The sequence below is a fragment of the Bacteroides sp. HMSC067B03 genome (assembly GCF_001811315.1).
Classification (GTDB): Bacteria; Bacteroidota; Bacteroidia; order Bacteroidales; family Bacteroidaceae; genus Bacteroides; species Bacteroides faecis.
The window spans coordinates 1-18,768 of record NZ_KV804499.1 but is presented as its reverse complement, the minus strand read 5'-3'; the positions used below and the strand labels follow the sequence as shown (position 1 = coordinate 18,768).

The following is an 18,768-nucleotide window of genomic DNA, read 5'->3' as shown; positions in this document are numbered from 1 at the left end:
CACACTGCAAATATAATAAAGTTTAGTCTGTTTTGGTAGTGTAAAATAAACTGTGTCACGCATAATTTTCTCAAGACAACTCATTGGTCGGGGAGCGGCCAGCGCCAAGGGGCGGGACCACCCGTCCCGACGAGCGTAAAATTACAATAATTTAAACCGGTCTCCAAATTTTATGGCTAATTGCTGTGATATAGTAGCCCAATTGGCCAGTGGCATGGTCCATTTCTTCCGTATATTGCGATATGCAAGATAAACAAGTTTTTCAAGGGCTGTATCCGATGGGAACACGCCCTTATTTTTTGTTACCTTGCGGATCTGGCGGTGATACCCCTCAACGGTATTTGTGGTATATATTAGCTTACGGATAGCCGGAGTATACTGGAAGTATTCGGTGAGCTTATCCCAGTTATCCTGCCAGGATTTGATAACAATAGGATACGGTTCACGCCATTTTTCATCTAGTTTGAGGAGCTCGTTTTCCGCAGATTCCTTATTGACAGCCTGATAGACACGTTTCAAATCCTTCAGGAATTCCTTCTGATTCTTAGGGCCTACATACTTGATGGAATTACGTATCTGGTGTACTACACAAAGTTGTACGGCGGTGTTGGGATAAACACTTTGAATGGCTTCAGGAAAACCCTTCAACCCATCTATACAGGCTATAAGGATATCTTCAACTCCCCGGTTTTGAAGGTCTGTAAGTACACTAAGCCAGAAGTTTGCACCCTCGTTCCTTGATATATACATCCCAAGAAGTTCCTTGTGTCCCTCCCTGTCAATACCTAACACGTTGTAGATTACACGAGTTACCGCACTGCCACGCTCATCCGTTACTTTGTAATGAATGGCATCCATCCACACTATAGGATAGACAGAATCAAGCACACGTGATTTCCACGCCTTTATTTCTGGAAGTACACGGTCGGTGATGGCACTGATTGTATCTGCTGAAACACGGTTGCCAAGATTCTCTTCCATCCAATCACTGATTTCCCTCGTGCTGTTACCAAGAGCATACAGACCGATTCTACGGTCGGCAACACCTTCTGCCAGAATCGTTTCACGTTTCTTGATGAACTGGGGATCAAAACTTGAATGACGGTCACGAGGGGTAGAAGCCGTGACCTCTCCTAATGGAGTCTGGACTTGCTTTTGCATTTTACCATTACGGCGGTTACCCATCTGACGTTCTTCCTCTGTCAGATGCGCGTCCATTTCACCTTCCAAAGCTGCATTCAATATACTTTCCAATAGTGGTGCAAAGGCTCCCTCCTTACCTAACAAAGGCTTGCCGGCTTTTAGCTGTTCAATAGCCTTGGTCTTGATACTCTCAAAATCAAATTCTTCTTTCATAAAAAAACTGTGTTAGCAAAGTTAATACTTTATTCCTTGCTGACACAGTTTAATTTACATCCTCTTTGTTTTTTTATATCTCTTCAAGTTCTAAACTAAACGGCTTTTATAAGCTCCCAAAGCCATACCTATTTTTCTTTTGGCCAGCAAAATTGTTAAAGGAGACATTACTTTGTCCTTTCAGTTCTGTCTCTTTTCACCAGTCGTTGTTTGGGCTATGTGCTTTGGCGGCATATCCTCGGTTTTACCTTTCCCTGTTTTAGCCTTTTTCTTACTTCCTCCATTATTCCGCATATCCCTTTCGGGCTACCTGATGTGAATTGTGTCGCAAAGGTGCTTGTCATGTCTCTCTTGTCTGCAAGGTCATAGCCTTGGGTTCACAGCCAAATCTCCACCTTCTGCTTCACAGAGGTCGTATTTAGCCGTGAAACCTTGCATAAGGAGCCATGACACCTTTTGAGACGACATAATTAAATCAAGCCCGAAAGTAGTAGATGCTACAAGAGGGAAAAACAAAAAACAATCTTAAAATTTAAGCATTATGACATTCAGAGAATTTATGAAAGAAAACGGTAACGAAGTAAAAACAACGTTTTGGGAAGATTTTTCGATAGCAGAGCGATTTGGCCTTTCAGCTATTCAGGACACGTTCAATCGTGCTTTCAAAGAGTGGAAAAGAAGATTACGAATTTCTAACCGAACTGGTATTGGTGCTTAACCATAAGATATGGCAATACCACGTCTTATTGGCTAACATGTATGCCGCTCCCTACGAGAAAGATAAAGCTAATAATACCCCGGGCGTACCCCTAAAATTAACCTCCTACATGGAAGATTTAAAATTTAAAAGAACACGTTTGGATACTTTATACTCTTCAATCATACACGATCTAAAAGAGTCAGCCATTTGCTTGGAAAAAATCAATGAAGATCAGGTATTCAAAGCGAATGCTCACGCTGCCAATCTTTTACTCAGTCGTGTATACCTGTACATGGGAGAGTGGGAAGAGGCCTTAAAAAGTTGTGAAAAAGTAAGTAACAGGTTGTATCACTTGGAAAAATTATCTTTACCATACTCGCAGAATTTCTTCAGGGTTTCTTGCCCCGAACTTATCTTTGCTCAAGGTTCCGAATGCGCTGCCAATATATTCGGTGCGTTCGGGGGATATTGTTTTCGTGTTTCGGATGGGCTAATTGGATTATACCAATCTGATGACAAGTACAAAGACCTGCGGGCCAGCATATTTTTAACGAGCAAATCATCGAGAATGGTAAGCGGTAAAATATCTTCGCTGTTTGGAAGTTATATTGCAGAGGGGGATACTCCTGACACGTTCGTTTTACGTTATGCGGAAGTGTTATTAAACAAAGCCGAGGCTCTTGCCATGCTAGACCGGGAGGATGAAGCAATTGATGTTCTGAAAGAATTACTGGAAACTCGTTACGAGAATGGTATATACCCGGAAATCACGGAACGAGGGGAAGACCTTGTTAACTTGATCCGGGATGAACGCAGGAAAGAACTGTGTTTCGAGGGACATCGCTGGTTCGATTTACGTCGTTATGCTGTAAACCCCAAGTACCCGCTAACAGATTATAAAATTATCCATGGTGTATATGCGGAAAAGCCGGAATCCGGTCAGGCAGCCCAAATTGGATATTGTGTACTCGAAATGTATCCCAAGGGAAAAGGATGGATATTACCCATTCCCGAGTATGAAATTAACGTGAATCCAGAAATAGGACATAACGAAAGGGAAGATGCCGAATATGTTGAATTTTAATGATAAAAAAATGAAAAAGATAATACACTTATTTATAATTTTTATATTGGGAGCTTGTGCCCAAGAGGATGAATTAACTCCGACCGGAGTGGTTAAAGACTGGTTTGCAATTCAGCCGGGAGAAGGTGAATGGAACGAAATAGCTTGCGATATATACACGAATTACGGGTGTTCCGTCTTTAAAAATGACACGCTTGGCAAAGAATTCAGAGGATTCGATAACGCGGGAGACTCTATTATTTATTACGAGACATTAAAAATCGGCTATTCGATAGAAAGTTTCTCTAAAGTCAATTTCACGCTATGTAAAGATGAAGAAAAATTAATTCAAGGAATTAAAATTGTCAGAGATCTATTAATGCCGCAATTAGAAAAATTCGGAACTATCACAAGAAGTTATTTGCTAGTGGATACGGTCATATCTGCTAGTGACACGACTGTTTGCGAGTATGGCAAAAGGGATTTTGAAACAACATTGCTAGGATTAACCGTTAGCATGACAGACGGTACAAGAAAAAACATTACGGAATTCACTCAAGAGGAACGGAAAAACTGGCTTGGAAAGATTGTAGCTATTGAAGTTGCCAATCGTATTCAGCTTAAATATTCCGAGCTTGTAAAAGAATTTTATACCATACAAAAAGAAATTGTCGAGAATGAAGGAAACAAGTACGCCCATGGTGTTAAAGGAACAACCGAAGATTTCGGCGGGGGAAAAGGCATTCCAGATTCCCGTCCACTAGGTTTTCTGGAATGGAGTTCACTAACTATAACTTATAATTATTTCAACAATCCCAAGTGGACAAAATATGAATATTATTCCCCAACAGAGGAAAAAGATTTCGAAACATTCGTGGCGGCAGCTCTGTTGAAAACCCCAGAAGAATTTGAATCAGAAAATGGAGAATACCCTTATGTTATGGAAAAATTTTCCTGGATGAAAAATTTCTTACAAGAATAAGGGTATATTCAGTAAAATAAAATTACGACAATGAAATCATTAATTGCGATTTTTCCTAGGATTGTATAAAAGTAAACTAAAAAGTCTGGCCGATGATTTCTATACACTAGAATGGAATGCAGAAATGGATTTCATTCTAGTTTTTTTTCTTCCGGGAAGAAGTACCGCTTTATCGATAGGAAACTTAATGATAGAGCGGGAAATTTTGATAATGATTACCAATTAATATTTTGTAAAGAATTGTTTATTAAAAGAAATATGTAATTTTTTTATCCAGTCGATTCATCCTTTTTCTTTTTTTCGTGTCATTAGAGATAAAATTGAATAAATACACGTATGGACACGATAAAGGAATATGTCAAAATATCGACTTGGATTGCCCGAGAAATAGCAGGAACAATCCAACAAGAAGAAAAGGAAAAATTAGAACAGTGGTTAGGAGCCGAAGAAGAAAACTTATGTATTTACGAGAATATTCGAAAACGCCTAAGTGAAGAACAAGAAAAACGGTCCTACCAGAAAACAGAAAATATTTGGGCAGATTGGAATAAAGTACAATCTCGACTAAAAAAGAAAACAATAACATACAGGCAAATTTTACAATGGGCAGCCATTATTATCATTGTGTTTTCCACCCTATTGATTTGGAAACAACAGGAAGAAATTACAGATACCTCAAACACGACACACCCCCATTCAAAGATTTATGCGGGGAAAGTATTGGCAACTTAAACTTTAGATAATGGAGAGGAAATAAAATTACAAGATTCAAATTCCCCTGAAATCCATCAGGAAGGAATTAAAATTTATCAATCAGACAACCAATTAGTATACGAAGATTCCGTGAAAAACGAAAAGAAAGAAGAACGATTTCATGTTATATCAGTTCCTCGAGGCGGAGAATATTGTTTAAAATTAAGTGATGGAACTATTGTTTACCTGAATGCCGAATCTAAACTGAGCTACCCCGTTACTTTCTCTGAAACAGAACGTAAGGTACATTTGGTTGGAGAAGCTTTTTTCGACGTACAAAAAGATACAACGAAGCCTTTCATCGTGGACATGGATTCCCTCCAAATCCGAGTGTTAGGAACCGAATTCGGAGTCCGTGCCTACACCGATGAAGAGTGTGTAAAAACCACATTAAAACAGGGAAGCGTCAAAGTTGAAACAAATAGTAATAATTTAATTTTATCTCCCGGTACCCAAGCAATATTCAAAAAGTCTGACCATAGCTTGGAAAGACAAGAGGTAAACATTAACCTATTCATCGGTTGGAAAGACGGACGATTAATTTTTAAACATTGTCCCTTGGAGGAGGTGTTGAGAGATTTAGGCCGATGGTATAATTTCAACGTCACATTTGAACGGGAGGAATTACGCTCATTACCATTTTCATTAAATATCGAAAAACACGAAGATTTCTCAGAAGTACTTGATTTATTAGAAGAAACGGAATGTGTAACTTTTGAAATAACCGATAACACAGTCATTGTAAAATAAAAAAGTAGCGCTGGAACGCTACTTAAAATTCGCTTCCAAATACATGGAGGCAAATGATTATTAAATTCAAATACAAATCTATGGAAAAAAGATGTAATGTAACGAAAAAAAAATGCTTTTTATTCTTTCTTTTTTTCGTCTTCGCAAGTCAGATAAGCCTTCAGGCTTACTGCCAAGAAGTAAAGCTGACATTTAGTTTGAAAAACGCAACACTAGAAGAAATTGTCGACGAAATCAAACGTATTTCAACATATGATTTCGTGTATAGTGATTCCTATTTGTCAGTATTCAAACCGCAGGACGTGTCGTTCAAAAATGCAACGATTGACGAAGTTTTATCTGGTTGTCTCAAGGACAGCGGGCTCGTTTATACCATTAACGGGCGAACAATAATCATCAAACGAGGGAAAAAGACAGAAGAAAACAACCGAACGGTATCGGGGAAGGTAACAGATGTAAAAGGGAATCCCCTACCAGGCGTAACGATCTTAATCAAAGGGGTAACAGTTGGGACTGCCACGGGGGCTGACGGTAGTTACAAACTGGAGATCCCGTCGGGAAAGGTCATCTTAATTTACTCTTTCATCGGTATGAAAACCCAATACATAACGGTTACCGATAACTTGAAGATTGATGTCAAGTTAGAAGAAGACGTGGAAGAAGTTGAGGAAGTAGTAGTTACAGGATACCAGACTATAAATAAACGCCGTTCTACCAGTGCCATATCCTCTGTCAAGGCAGAAGATATATTAGTACCTGGTATGACGAGTATCGACCAAGCCTTGGAAGGTCGTATTCCGGACTTACAGCTAATGTTAAACTCCGGTGAGGTAGGAGCAACTCCCCGTATTCGTGTTCGAGGAACCTCCACACTTTCCGGAAACAGAAACCCGTTATGGGTCTTGGACGGGTTCGTGTTATCAGACCCGGTGAATGTAAGCCCGGAAGACTTGAACAATCCTGATTATATAAACATCATCGGAAATGCAATTGCTGGTATTAATCCTCAAGATATTGAACGCATTGATGTTTTAAAAGATGCTTCCGCAACAGCCTTGTATGGGACACAAGCTGCTAATGGGGTTATCGTGGTTACCACGAAACGCGGAAAAGCCGGAAAAATCTCCTTGTCTTATAGTCATTCTTCAAAGATCACCCGACGGCCTCGTTACACGGATCGGAATATAAATCTGATGAATTCCCAGGAACGTATGCAATTCGGTAAAGATCTTGTTGACAATCACTATATCTTCGACCCATATATGCCAACTGTCGGGTACGAGGGAGCTTACTACAACTGGATGAGCGGGAAAACGAGTTATGACGAATTTCTTACAGAGGTTCAACAAAATGAAACAATAAACACCGATTGGTTTGATATATTAACTAGAGACGCCTATTCACAGACTCATAATTTAAGTATGTCAGGAGGTTCTGAGAAAGTATGTTACTACGCTTCATTCGGCATTTCGGATGATAACGGTGTAGCTAAAACCTCTTACAGCGATCGCTATTCCATAATGCTCAACCTCGATGCAAAATTAAGCGATAAGTTCCAGGTTGCCCTGCGTCTTAACGGGAATATACAAAAAAAGAATCACGTACCGACAGAAATAGACGCCATGGGATACGCTTACAATACAACCCGTGCGTTGCCTTGCTTCAATAGTGACGGAAGTTTGTATTATTACAAGAAAGCCAGTGATACTAGAAATACCCGATTAAATTACAATATCATAAACGAAATTAATAATTCTTCTCAAGAGTATGATGGTTCTACCGCAATGATATCCATGGATTTGCGTTATGATATCATGAAATCATGGAATCTTACTATTGCAGGTTCTTACACACGGAGTAACACCACGCAAACGGATTGGTGGGGGGAGAAAACCTGGAAAGTAGCCTCTCTACGTAATGCAGAGGCCGAGGATACTCCTCCAACCGGGGAAAGTGGATATTGTTACCTGCCTTACGGTGGAATTCTAACCACGAATCAAAGTACTGCCGAGAACTGGACCTTACGATTGCAATCCAATTATAGCAAAGGTTTAGATAAAGAAGCGTACCATTTACTCAGTGCTTCTCTGGGTCTTGAGGCTAACTCTAGCAAAAATCAGGCAATTGCAGATGAATCCCGAGGTTACTTAAAAGAACGGGGAAAACAATTCGTGGATATGTCCACTTCCACATCTGTAAACGGTAAAACGACATACTTGATTGATGATTATCCTTATTTCAAAAGTTGGTTGGCTGCGCCACATCATTCGATAAGCGAATCGTTAACAAATAAACTAAGTGGTTATCTTACGGTTTCTTACAGCTACAAAGATTACTTCACGTTCAATGTTAACGGACGATTCGACGTATCCAACCAATTCGGTAGTGAAAGTAACAACAAATTATTACCTGTTTGGTCTATATCAACCATGTTAAATTTAAAAGATATTATTTTCTTGGATTCTGACGGAGATTATAAAGGTGGTGCATGGATTTCTGACATGCGCTTGAGAATGTCGTACGGAAAACAAGGAAATATGATTGACGGGGAGACCCCGGACATGTTATTAAATCAAGGAGGAATTGACACCTATTACGGGGAATACGTATCAACGTTGTACAAGTTACCAAATCCCAATCTACGTTGGGAACAAACAAACCAAATCAACATCGGGTTAAATCTAGATTTATTCAATTCCCGATTAAATATTAGCACAGACTTTTATTACAAAAAAACGAATGAATTACTTTCATCAATCGCAGTATCTTCCGTAAACGGAACCCCAAGCGGCACTTATGTAATGAATAACGGAACTTTATCCAATAAAGGTATGTCCATTTCCTTATCCGGTTATCCTATTCGAACGAAAGACTTCTCTTGGTTTGTTTCTACGTATTATTCAATAAATTTAAATGAAGTACAATCCCAACCGTTAGAAAATTATACGAAAGAGGCTTTCCTGGATGGAACTGCCATCATCAGCGGTAAACCGATCAGTACTTTCTATTCTTACAAATTTCTGGGTCTAGATCATGAAACCGGGTTACCGATGTTCGATGATTGGGAAGACCGGGTACATTTATTGTACGGTAAATCTGTTGCCGAAATCATCATGACTGTTTTGGAGGACAGCGGATGCCGTGATCCATTTATTTCCGGAAGTTTTTCTAACAATATCCGCTACAAACGTTGGAATCTTTCTTTTAACCTGGCATACAGCTTAGGTTCCAAAATCCGCCTATTTGACATGTACGGTCCCATTCAAAATGGTATTACTTCGGTAGAAAATGTCCGCAAAGAATTTATTGATCGTTGGGTAGTTCCGGGAGACGAGCAACGTACCAATTACCCGGCATTATTGAGTCCTTCCGATCCTCTATTCGACCAATACCGTTATCATTATTCCATGACGGCCGGCTCCCAAGGATTAACAGGATCTTTTGCCGATAACATCTGGCAAATGTATGACGACTCGGATATTAGGGTGGTTAGCGGTAATTATTTAAAAATGCAATCCCTATCGTTACGTTACGATGTTCCGGAAAAAATATTGAAAAAATTACCGATCTCTTATGCTTCAATCAGTTTCAGTACTCAAAATCTATTTACAATTTCAGCGAAAGAGTTAAAAGGACAAGATCCTTCCCAAGCCGGATTCAGTTCCCCAAATCTTTCCGTAAGACCTTCACATACAATCGGAGTAAACCTGTCATTCTAAATTAAAAGACTATGAATATAAGAAATATAATAACGGGAATATTATTACTATCTTGTGCCGGATGTAACGGATTTTTAGACGAATACTCGCAAACGTATGTTCGGGCCTCTAAGATTTCTGATTATGACGAATTATTACTAGGTTCGGTTTACATCGGGAGTTCTAAACCGAATCCCCCGACAAGCTATGTGTACCCGAGTGGTGGACGTACGTGTGACTTTTTTAATACACTTGACGATGACTTGAATGTCGTATCGGAAAGTTCAATAAACATGGTTGGGGGAGATAAACCGATTACCCAGTGGTTATCCATGAACAAAACGTTATTCGGTTACACGACATGGCAACGTGACATCACGAACACGGAATTGGGGAGTTCGGATGACCAAACCACATGGGTGGACCTTTACAAACGTATTGCGGTGATTAACTCGACTTTAGAAGAAATCGATCGCCTAGATTTAAAGACAGATCAGGAAAAAGCAGACTATTACAGGGTGAAAGGTGAAAGCTTGTTTTTACGAGGGCAATTTTACTTGATTTTAGCAAACCTTTACGGCAAACCGTATAACCCACGAACAGCCTCTTCTGACCTAGGTGTCCCTCTTAAAATCACATCAGGAGTTGAGCATGACAAGGATAAAGACACGCAATTCGAGCGTGCAACTTTAGACAAAATATACTCGCAAATAGAGTCCGACTTACTGGCATCCCTGGAAGCCTTTAGCCACAGTTCAAAACATGTCCTTTACCGGGCTTCCGAGAAAGCTTCCCGCCTATTACTCGGAAGGGTATACCTGCATATGCAGGAATGGGAAAACGCAAAAAATATTTTGGAACCTTTGTTCGGTAATATAGCCTTATCTTCGTTAGTTGCAGGAGACACGCTAAGCGAAGATAACCGTTTTCTAAATGAAGATAATACAGAGTTAATCTTTTCCCAAAACTCACAATTTTCACAAGTATGTTGGACCGGTAACGCACCAGAATTCTGCGTGTCCCGGGAATTATATAATTTATATGACGAGAATGACCGCAGAAAAGGATGTTTTAAAAAGAACGTAGACACGGATAGCCTTGCCTTGTTATACAAATATAACACGGGGAATTACCAAGCCAGAGTATCCGACGTACTTATGTTACGGGCGGCAGAAGCCTACTTGAATATGGCAGAAGCATGTGCTATGCTCGGTACGGATGACGCAACAGCTAACAAATACTTAAACGAACTACTGAGAAATCGGATCGTTGATTATCAGGATCAAACTTACACCGGAGAGGAACTTGTAAAACAGATTCGCATCGAACGGCGCAAGGAGTTGTGTTTCGAAGGACATCGCTGGTTCGATTTACGGCGTTATTCCGTATGTGAAAAATATCCTTACAAGAAAAAAATATACAGACAATTTAGCTTTTATAACTCAGCTAATGTTTTAGAGCGCACCGCAACCTATGTATTAGAAGAGGACGACCCGGCTTACGTGTTTGCCATTCCTAAAAACGTGCTGGAATTTGATACCAAGCCCATGCCGGACAATCAACGACCGGAACGAATCCCATTAGAACAATAAATCGGACAGAAAATGATAAAGGTATGAAATATATATATTTATTTTTAATCGGCTTTCTCTTCTTTTCTTGCGGGAAAGAAGACACCCTGAAAAACGAGATCGACTTCTCGAATATTTACGCAATTACCGACGATCCGAATGATCCCGTACAGCATGAACGTTACCAGATTTTCACCGAATTCGGAGTTTCTGTCTATTTTAACGACACGGTAAACCAAGAATTTGTCAGAACGGATGTATACGGAAATCCCGTGTATCGTTATGAATTAATAGACCCGACTTGGTTGTTCTATAAACCAGAATCCGGAACCGGTAACACTCAAGTAGAATATAAATTTGTTTACGCCAAAGGAGAAGAAAAACAATTAAAAATATTGACGGGCATTCGTCAATTTCTGGAGAATGTTTCAGAAGCATTATACCCCACGCTGATTATGAGCGCAGACTCCATTTACAAGATAAATTCGGCAGGGGAAATCGAAGAAGAAACAAGTTTTGAAACTAATTTCAGAGTTATGTTATGGTGCCGGGTAGATGAAATAGTGGACGACGGTTCATTGGACAATACAATCTCCAACATTGAAAAAACTCTAGTTCTGGATAAAGTTGAAAACTTCACTTCAAAAATAGATGAATTCGGGACAATTTCCGAGGCTTCAAACTATGGAAAAGACTTATTTGTGTATCCAACATCTGATCCATGGATCGGTTACGGGGGTTATTATTTCTCTTATGGGCGGCCTGCCTCCATGGAGGGAAATTACTTGGAAGACTTAAAATCAAGGTGGCCGTCATGGGCTGAAGAGCCTCCCACACAAGAACACGTTGACGAGAGCCGTTCCGTTTTTGCCAGTATTGTCGGCCCCTATGGTTTTGTCGGGACTTCCACTTTCGTAATAACAACCTCTCCTAATTCCGTGACTATTGATTTGAATGAATACGTGGAATTAATGCTTCGTTTTAGTCCAGAGGAATTCCAAAAATATTTTGGAGACTATTCACTGGTTATGAAAAGGTACAATATCCTTTACGAGGTGATTGTAAATGAAATGGGAGTTGAATTGTAATTAATTGATGTTATGAAAAAATTTTTAGAAACATTGTTAGTAGGCTTATTTTTCTTATGGGCATGTTCTGACGATTCGACTTACTCCTACGAGATAACAGGAGTAACTGATGCGGGAGAATTTATAGACACCCGTGATAACAAAACTTATCATTGCATAGAAATCGGTGATCAAATCTGGATGGCTGAAAACTTGGCCTATTTACTACCGGGAGGGAATCTAGCTGGTTGTGCGACTTGGCAAGAAACTTATTTTGACACCTTATCCGTTCCGTTAAATGACAGTGAATTCCGGGAAGCGTTATCTACTGCTTTGGAAACCGGAAAAATCGATGAATCCCCTTGTATGGACTCTTTGAACAACTTCATGTTAGGATATGGCGTTGACGAAAGTTCAGTATGGTATGAAATGTACTATGAGATGTTTGCCCCAACATATTTACCAAGTGTATACCTGAAAAATAACCCGGATGCAAGTTATGATAAAATCATAAGTGATATGAAAGATTCTGTAAGCGGGAATTGCTATTACTTAATTTACCCCCAGATAGAATTATTCGCCAATAACATGAGAATTTCAAAAATTCCGGAATACGCCTTGACGAATTACCAGAAAGCCGAAGAGAATAACGGTAATTATTCCCAAACTTACGGGATGTTATATAGTTATGAAGCAGCTTTAAAAGCCGTGCCGTCAGAAGGTGACTGGCGACTCCCCACTGATGAGGATTGGAAGAAATTAGAAAGATTTCTTGGTATGAGCGAAGGAGAAGTCCCTAAAGATAACGATTGGCGGGGAACAAACCAGGCCGAATACCTGAAAGCCGACAAAAACGGGATTGGTTTTAATGTTCTATATGGCGGTGGAAAAATTTACACCCCACGATATAATAAAATGGAAGATGACCAGACCTTTATCAACAAAGGGCGTAATGCTTATTTCTGGTCATCAGAAAATCTTGCGGAAACGGATTCCACACGGGTGGGAATTATGCGATCTATTGCCACGTGGACGAACCAGATATTACGTTCAACCACAAGATTTGAGAATGAAGATGGTCACCCGACAATGTATAATGTACGTTTAGTAAAAGACAAAAAGTAAAAACGAAATTAAAAATGAAAAATATTTTATTCGCAATTATTCTCGTATGTTGGAGTTTTTCCGCAGGAGTTGCTCAAAGTATATATGGTGATGCGGCAAAAGCTGACGTAAAAGTCAAATATTTAAATTCATACGAAGAAGCATTGAAAGCATCTGCAAGGGAAAATAAACCTATTTTCTTCAATTGTTTTGCCGATTGGGCCATTCCATGCCATGCTATGAACAAAGCTGTTTTTTCCGATGCGGAATTTGCCAAATGGTTGAATGATCATTTTGTATGTTTGTGTCTTGACGTATCAGTACCAGCACATAAAGACCTGGTGACAAAATACCAAATTCGTTATTTCGCTCATTATTTGATATTGGATTCGAAAGGGAATCTATTACATCGAATCGTGGGAGGGAGTAAATTGCCGGAGTTCAAGGAACAAGTGGCAAGAGGACTTAATCCTGAACGTTGTCTGACCGGAATGACCGAAAAGTTCCGTGGAGGAAAACGGGATATAGATTTTCTACGGGACTACATAAATGTATTAGACCATGCTGATATGAAAGTACATCGGGATTCGGTAGTTCAAATTTACGTCGCCATGCTCGACCCTCAAGAGTTAATCAAAAAAGAAAACTGGTCCATTTTCACATCTTTACTAGAAGATGCAAACTCTGAACGTTTTCCTTTCCTATTGGAAAATTATGACGCTTTTGTGAAAGAAAATGGTAAAGATATTGTAGACCAATACATTTCAGTGATGTACATCCGTATTCTTTATCCATTTTTATTTGACGATAAGGGATACGAAAAATTCAACATTCAGAAAGTCGAAAAGAAAATGCATAACTACTTGGCAGAAACAGATGTTGCATTCGTTTACCTGAATCTGGCAAAAGCACGGGGAGAAAAACGATATATTGATTTTATCGAACAACTGAAAAAGGATGGCAACAAACTGCAATCACAAATTTTAGAGGGAGCAGATATGAACCTGGTGACGGTAACGAACCAACATTTGGAATTAAAACAAGCGGTTGAAAAATACTTGAATGAAAGAATCCAACAAGTAGACCAGGCAACAGCAAAACAATATGAGAACGCTTTAAAACAAATTGTTAACGCTGGAAACGGGGTTAAATTTGAAGATTGCACTTTCTCTGAAGTTTTAGCAAAAGCTAGAAAAGAAAACAAACCGGTTTTTATGGATTGTTTCACCGTGTGGTGTGGCCCGTGTAAAGTGTTAAGTAACCAAATATTTCCCATGAAACCCGTCGGGGACTTTTTCAACTCAAACTTTGTAAATTTCAAAATGGATATGGAGCGTGGAGAAGGTATAGAACTTGCTAAACGTTATGGCATCAAAGTATACCCCACGTTACTGGTCTTGGATTCAGAGGGAAATTTATTACACAGGTTCACGGGAGCACGTCCCCCACGGGCATTGATAGATGAAATGGCAAGAGCTTTATCCGATTCAACCGCTTACGGCCCGGTAAAGGCAAAATATGATGCGGGTGACCGGACTCCCCAAGTCGTGATAGAATATTTAAGGAATATGGTATCAGCGGGGGATATGCAAGAAACAGAGGCAATTGACGAAGCGGAAAAATACTTCAACACGCTTTCCGAAAAAGAAAGAATAGATAAAGATTTAATACCTTTTTATACCAGATTCGCAACGGAACCGGAAAGCGATATGTCTCGTTATTTCTTGCGCCACCAGGCGGAATATCAAAAACTAGCGGGAAAAACAGTAATAGAAAGGGCTCTTTTAAATATTTACTTTCCTTACTTTATGAATATGTTGCCAGAACCCGACATGAATAATGAAATACTCGTATCTGTCATTGAAGACATCAAACATACCAGGAGCGTCAAGAAAAATTCAACCCTTGGTTACCTCGTAACGATCACGGAAGCTGCCAGCCAAAAAGATTGGGAAAAGGTGCTAAAAGTATATAACAAAGGCGTTTCCCAAATGGATTACAAGTTTGGTCAATTGAATCTGGATATGCTATGGAAACGTTTTTGGCCATTGATTCCAGATTCTATGAAAGGTAGAGTGGTAAGCTATCTTGAACAAGAAAAGAATAAGGCTAGGCCACTTGCTGTTGAAAAATACACGACGTTACTAGACATATTGAAATAAATAATTCAACAGAATACATCTGTTTCAATATTTTACTAATATAATCTTGCCAAGAAGTTGTGATATACACCCCGAAAGTTTTGTGTCTAACTTTCGGGGTTTGTTATGTTGAAAAAGTATGCAAAACGATTAAATATATGCATATGCTTGAAGATGGGTATAAGCATAAACTATGCCCGAAAAAAATCAGGAATAGATGGCTGTCGCCTAATTTTAATGTGGGAATAGTGGCAGGCTATAAATTCCTTGTCATTAAAAAGAAAGTTAGCGTTAAAGCCGGTTTATCACTTAGAATGCAAGCAATAAAAGACTTTGAAAAAAAGGTTTATCTTTGTGCGAAATGAATGAAAGTCGGATAATATTCTTGAAAAATTTTTTGTAGGCAATCTCATCTCCTGTAACAAGTCGTTTCACCCAAATGTTTTGTTCTTTATTTCTTGGCATCGCTTTCGTTTTTTATTAAGAATAAAAATGATAAATTATTGATTTTTGAGGCTATAATATACGTGAAAAGAAATAGTTTAAATTTTTTCTGTTATTTTTTTTGACACTTTTAGTGACTCATTCTGTTGTGTAAATATGAATATATAATAGTGAAAATATTTACAAGATCGTACTGTCAATATATCTTTGTACGAGAGAAAGGAAAAAGAACTGACGGAAAATTTTATTAACAAAATTACTTGTAACGTTACGACAACTCGCTTGACACCTTATATTGATTTCCTGGAAAATGTCGTGAAACAATTTGGTTCAGACGGGACGAAAGGAGTGTTGCTTTATTTAGAAAGTAAGCTGTGAAAAATGACAGGTGATGAAGAGAAGACCTAGGAGATGGAAAAAGAGGTATCTCGATGGATAAACCCTCGTTTTTATGATTAATAATTAGATGTCGATTATGAGTAAGTTGCTGTTATTATTATTATTACTTAGTTTTCGTGTGGGATACATTTACGCAAATCTAGTGGGGAAGGGGTATATGATTTCTGTTATCAGTCAGTTAGTGAAAGAGCCAGGTCGGAGTCAAGTTGTGGAAGCGTTGAAAGATAAACATGAGGGGGCGATTGTCGCCTGGTATTCAAACTCTACATGAGAGGTGTTGAGGAAGTTATGGAGGTATTGTCCTCGTTATGTCACTGTCGTGGAAAGAACGGAACGTTTAAATACTGCATTCGTGATCGATTTAAACTGTTCAAGTCGAGAAGTGGATGGTGACATTTTTGCAAATTTCCTTTGGGGATTATTATCAGACATGATGCGGGAAACGCCTTGAAGATAATAGAAAACAGTGTAAAACCATTGGTTGTTAAAGATGCTGTCGCAACAATAACAGAGTTGAGTAGCGGGAAATGGTTTGATCGTTGTGCGTGAGATGATTTTTACCCGGGCTTGTACGAGAAGAAGAAAGGTAAAAGCGAGGAACTTCAAGTTTCCCGAAGAGGTTTGGGTATCTTTGAAAGATTCACGGATTTTTATAGTCGTTATGATCGAGATTTAGTTGTTACCACATTTCATACATCGGAAAATAATCTGATATGCCATTTTCGCAGGGAAACATCAGGGGTGAGAATGGTAAGTTTCAGGTTGGTTGACAGAAAAGACCCCGCTATATGGATAATATATTGATCGTTGGTAGCTTCTCGATAATCAAGCTCATCTTTGAGAATTTGCGAGATTACGATCTAGAATATCTCGCTCCGTGTTTTAACCTTCATTCTTGTCAGTCATGTATCTAGATATTTTTTTCAAAGCAACAAAGCTTGCTACCGGTTTGTTATAAAGAATGCCACTGGGCATCATTATTTTGTAAAGATACCAAATTCCGATTCAAAATTTCAGATGATCCCCACGGTAGCCATCAAATTACAATCATTACTTATACGTTTCCATTTTGAAAATTGTTCTTTATTCGTTTGAAAGTTGAAAAAGCTATCCGCCGGCCTTTGGGTTTCCTAGTGTTTCTAATGTAAATTTGACCCTGTGTCCGTATGTGCTTCACAAATATTCAATGAAAAAAATACAAACCAATTACGTCTTTTTTGAATTTTATATTAAAATGAATTAATTGAGATAAATGTACTTTTAGAGTTACAATCACTATCAAATGATATTTTCTTTCTGTGGAAAATAAAATGAAAATATTGCAGGAAATGATCCCGTACGCCTTGGTAAATGTTTTTAATAGAAACGTTTAGTTTAGATTATTTGAGAGGACTCTACTACCAGACGAGTGTGGTCGTTTGTGCTATCCAAAGATGACACGGGAACATCATTTATATGTATGTGTAAATGGTGTTGACCCGTGTCAGAAGATAGGGCATTGTCTTTTTCAAGATATATACTTTATCAAGCTCGTGGGTAGTGAGAAAACTGGCCTATTATGCTCAACCGTTTTTCCTTCGTTGTCAAAAACAAAATTTTCAAGGGTCTATACTGGTTGGATTTCTTTTTTGAACAAGAGAATTGTCAGTTAGGATATCGAACACGTGGGGAGGGGTATAATGGAAACGAAGATAAACAAGTATATGTTTGTAGCAAAAGGTTGGTGTGCATATCTTGTGAGGTAGTATATGAAAAAAGTGAAACACGATTGGACGAGAGAGTGTGTGTATTTGTGACGACAAAGGAGGGACGTGTTACTAACAAGTAAGAATAATGAATTATTGGGATGTAATGAAAAAATATGAAATCGAGATTTTTTGTTTGGAAATAGAAAGATAAACTAATATTTTAGTCATGAATATTTTTTGAACAAATAACTATTTAATATGGGGTGCAAGGAAAGGGAAATTGAGCATTTTGAATCGTTGTTTTATGAACTATATCCAAGATTATGCGCTCTTGCGGATCATTACTTGAATGACGAAGAGCAAAGTAAAGATATCGTTCAAGAAGCTTTCTTAAATTTGTGGAGCATGAAAGAAACGGGAAAGAATATTCAATCCATGAAAGCTTATCTATATACTTCTGTACGTAATTCTAGTTTAAATTACCTTCGGAATTATAAAAATAATACTTCTTTTATTATGGAAATCTTGGAAAAGCAAGATGTTATTTTTAAAGAAGTTGTGATTGAAGAAGAGACTATCGCCTTGCTTCATGCATCAATCGAGAGACTTCCTCCTCAAAGTTCAAAAATAATGAAATACGTGTTGCAAGGAAGGAGTAATGTGGAGGTCGCCCAAGAGATGGGAATCTCTGTGAATACGGTAAAAACATTGAAATATAATGCGATGAAAACGTTGAAGGAAGAGTTGAAAGAATTGTACTATGTTTTCGTGTTCATATTGGGGGAACGTGATCTTTTTTGAAAGATTTGTAGATCGATTCTCTGTTATTTCAAAAATAAGTTTAGGGTATACAAATCGTAAATAAAATGGCTTGGAAAGACTTTGAAGACTAACAAAAAAAGAGAGATTTCGCCAATGTGAAAAATGTTTTGTATCATTTTTTACTTGTAATAAATTGATATTTAATATATTATGTTTTTGTGGAATGCTTCGGGGGACAAACTAGGGACAAAAATTTGCTATCCAAAAGATAAAAAGAGCAAATATAAGGT

Annotated in this window: 12 protein-coding genes and 1 pseudogene; 12 read left to right on the top strand and 1 reads right to left on the bottom strand. The window is 38.5% G+C overall.

Going from position 1 to position 18,768, the window contains the following annotated elements:
* Nucleotides 1-141 precede the first annotated feature (141 nt).
* The gene (locus tag HMPREF2794_RS26100) at nt 142-1,356 is read right to left on the bottom strand and encodes an IS256 family transposase (protein ID WP_070753120.1); all 1,215 of its coding nucleotides are present in this window, start codon (nt 1,354-1,356) and stop codon (nt 142-144) included.
* A 541-nt stretch (nt 1,357-1,897) separates the two neighbouring features.
* Between HMPREF2794_RS26100 and HMPREF2794_RS26095 the strand changes: the two are divergent.
* The 12 genes and pseudogenes from HMPREF2794_RS26095 to HMPREF2794_RS26030 form a co-directional block, all read left to right on the top strand.
* Nucleotides 1,898-2,135 (top strand): annotated as a pseudogene (locus HMPREF2794_RS26095) (hypothetical protein); the annotation flags it as partial.
* On the top strand, nt 2,112-3,140 hold the full coding sequence (locus HMPREF2794_RS28250) for a RagB/SusD family nutrient uptake outer membrane protein (RefSeq protein ID WP_240053046.1): 1,029 nt from the start codon (nt 2,112-2,114) through the stop codon (nt 3,138-3,140). The pseudogene HMPREF2794_RS26095 and the gene HMPREF2794_RS28250, both read left to right, overlap by 24 nt.
* Nucleotides 3,141-3,150: 10 nt before the next feature.
* On the top strand, nt 3,151-4,101 hold the full coding sequence (locus HMPREF2794_RS26090; RefSeq protein WP_139147303.1) for a hypothetical protein: 951 nt from the start codon (nt 3,151-3,153) through the stop codon (nt 4,099-4,101).
* Nucleotides 4,102-4,437: 336 nt separating this feature from the next.
* Complete coding sequence (locus tag HMPREF2794_RS26080; RefSeq protein ID WP_070753114.1) at nt 4,438-4,833, top strand: hypothetical protein; 396 nt, start codon at nt 4,438-4,440, stop codon at nt 4,831-4,833.
* Between the two features lie 111 nt (nt 4,834-4,944).
* Nucleotides 4,945-5,604 carry a FecR family protein gene (locus HMPREF2794_RS26075; protein WP_070753111.1) on the top strand — a complete coding sequence of 220 codons (660 nt, stop codon included), beginning with the start codon at nt 4,945-4,947 and terminating at the stop codon, nt 5,602-5,604.
* Nucleotides 5,605-5,801: 197 nt separating this feature from the next.
* Entirely contained in the window at nt 5,802-9,323 is a 3,522-nt protein-coding gene (locus HMPREF2794_RS26070; RefSeq protein WP_246839634.1) for a SusC/RagA family TonB-linked outer membrane protein, read from the top strand.
* A gap of 11 nt (nt 9,324-9,334) precedes the next feature.
* A complete protein-coding gene (locus HMPREF2794_RS26065; RefSeq protein WP_070753109.1) occupies nt 9,335-10,894 on the top strand; it encodes a RagB/SusD family nutrient uptake outer membrane protein in 1,560 nt (519 codons plus the stop codon).
* A 23-nt stretch (nt 10,895-10,917) separates the two neighbouring features.
* Nucleotides 10,918-11,961, top strand: coding sequence for a hypothetical protein (locus tag HMPREF2794_RS26060; protein ID WP_070753107.1), 1,044 nt, complete (start codon nt 10,918-10,920; stop codon nt 11,959-11,961).
* Between the two features lie 12 nt (nt 11,962-11,973).
* Nucleotides 11,974-13,065 (top strand): FISUMP domain-containing protein, encoded by a 1,092-nt coding sequence (locus tag HMPREF2794_RS28695; protein WP_139147301.1) that lies wholly within the window; start codon nt 11,974-11,976, stop codon nt 13,063-13,065.
* A 14-nt stretch (nt 13,066-13,079) separates the two neighbouring features.
* On the top strand, nt 13,080-15,206 hold the full coding sequence (locus HMPREF2794_RS26050; protein WP_070753103.1) for a thioredoxin family protein: 2,127 nt from the start codon (nt 13,080-13,082) through the stop codon (nt 15,204-15,206).
* Nucleotides 15,207-15,343: 137 nt separating this feature from the next.
* On the top strand, nt 15,344-15,550 hold the full coding sequence (locus HMPREF2794_RS26045) for a hypothetical protein (protein WP_070753101.1): 207 nt from the start codon (nt 15,344-15,346) through the stop codon (nt 15,548-15,550).
* 2,424 nt (nt 15,551-17,974) lie between these two features.
* Entirely contained in the window at nt 17,975-18,517 is a 543-nt protein-coding gene (locus HMPREF2794_RS26030) for an RNA polymerase sigma-70 factor (protein WP_070753095.1), read from the top strand.
* Nucleotides 18,518-18,768 lie beyond the last annotated feature (251 nt).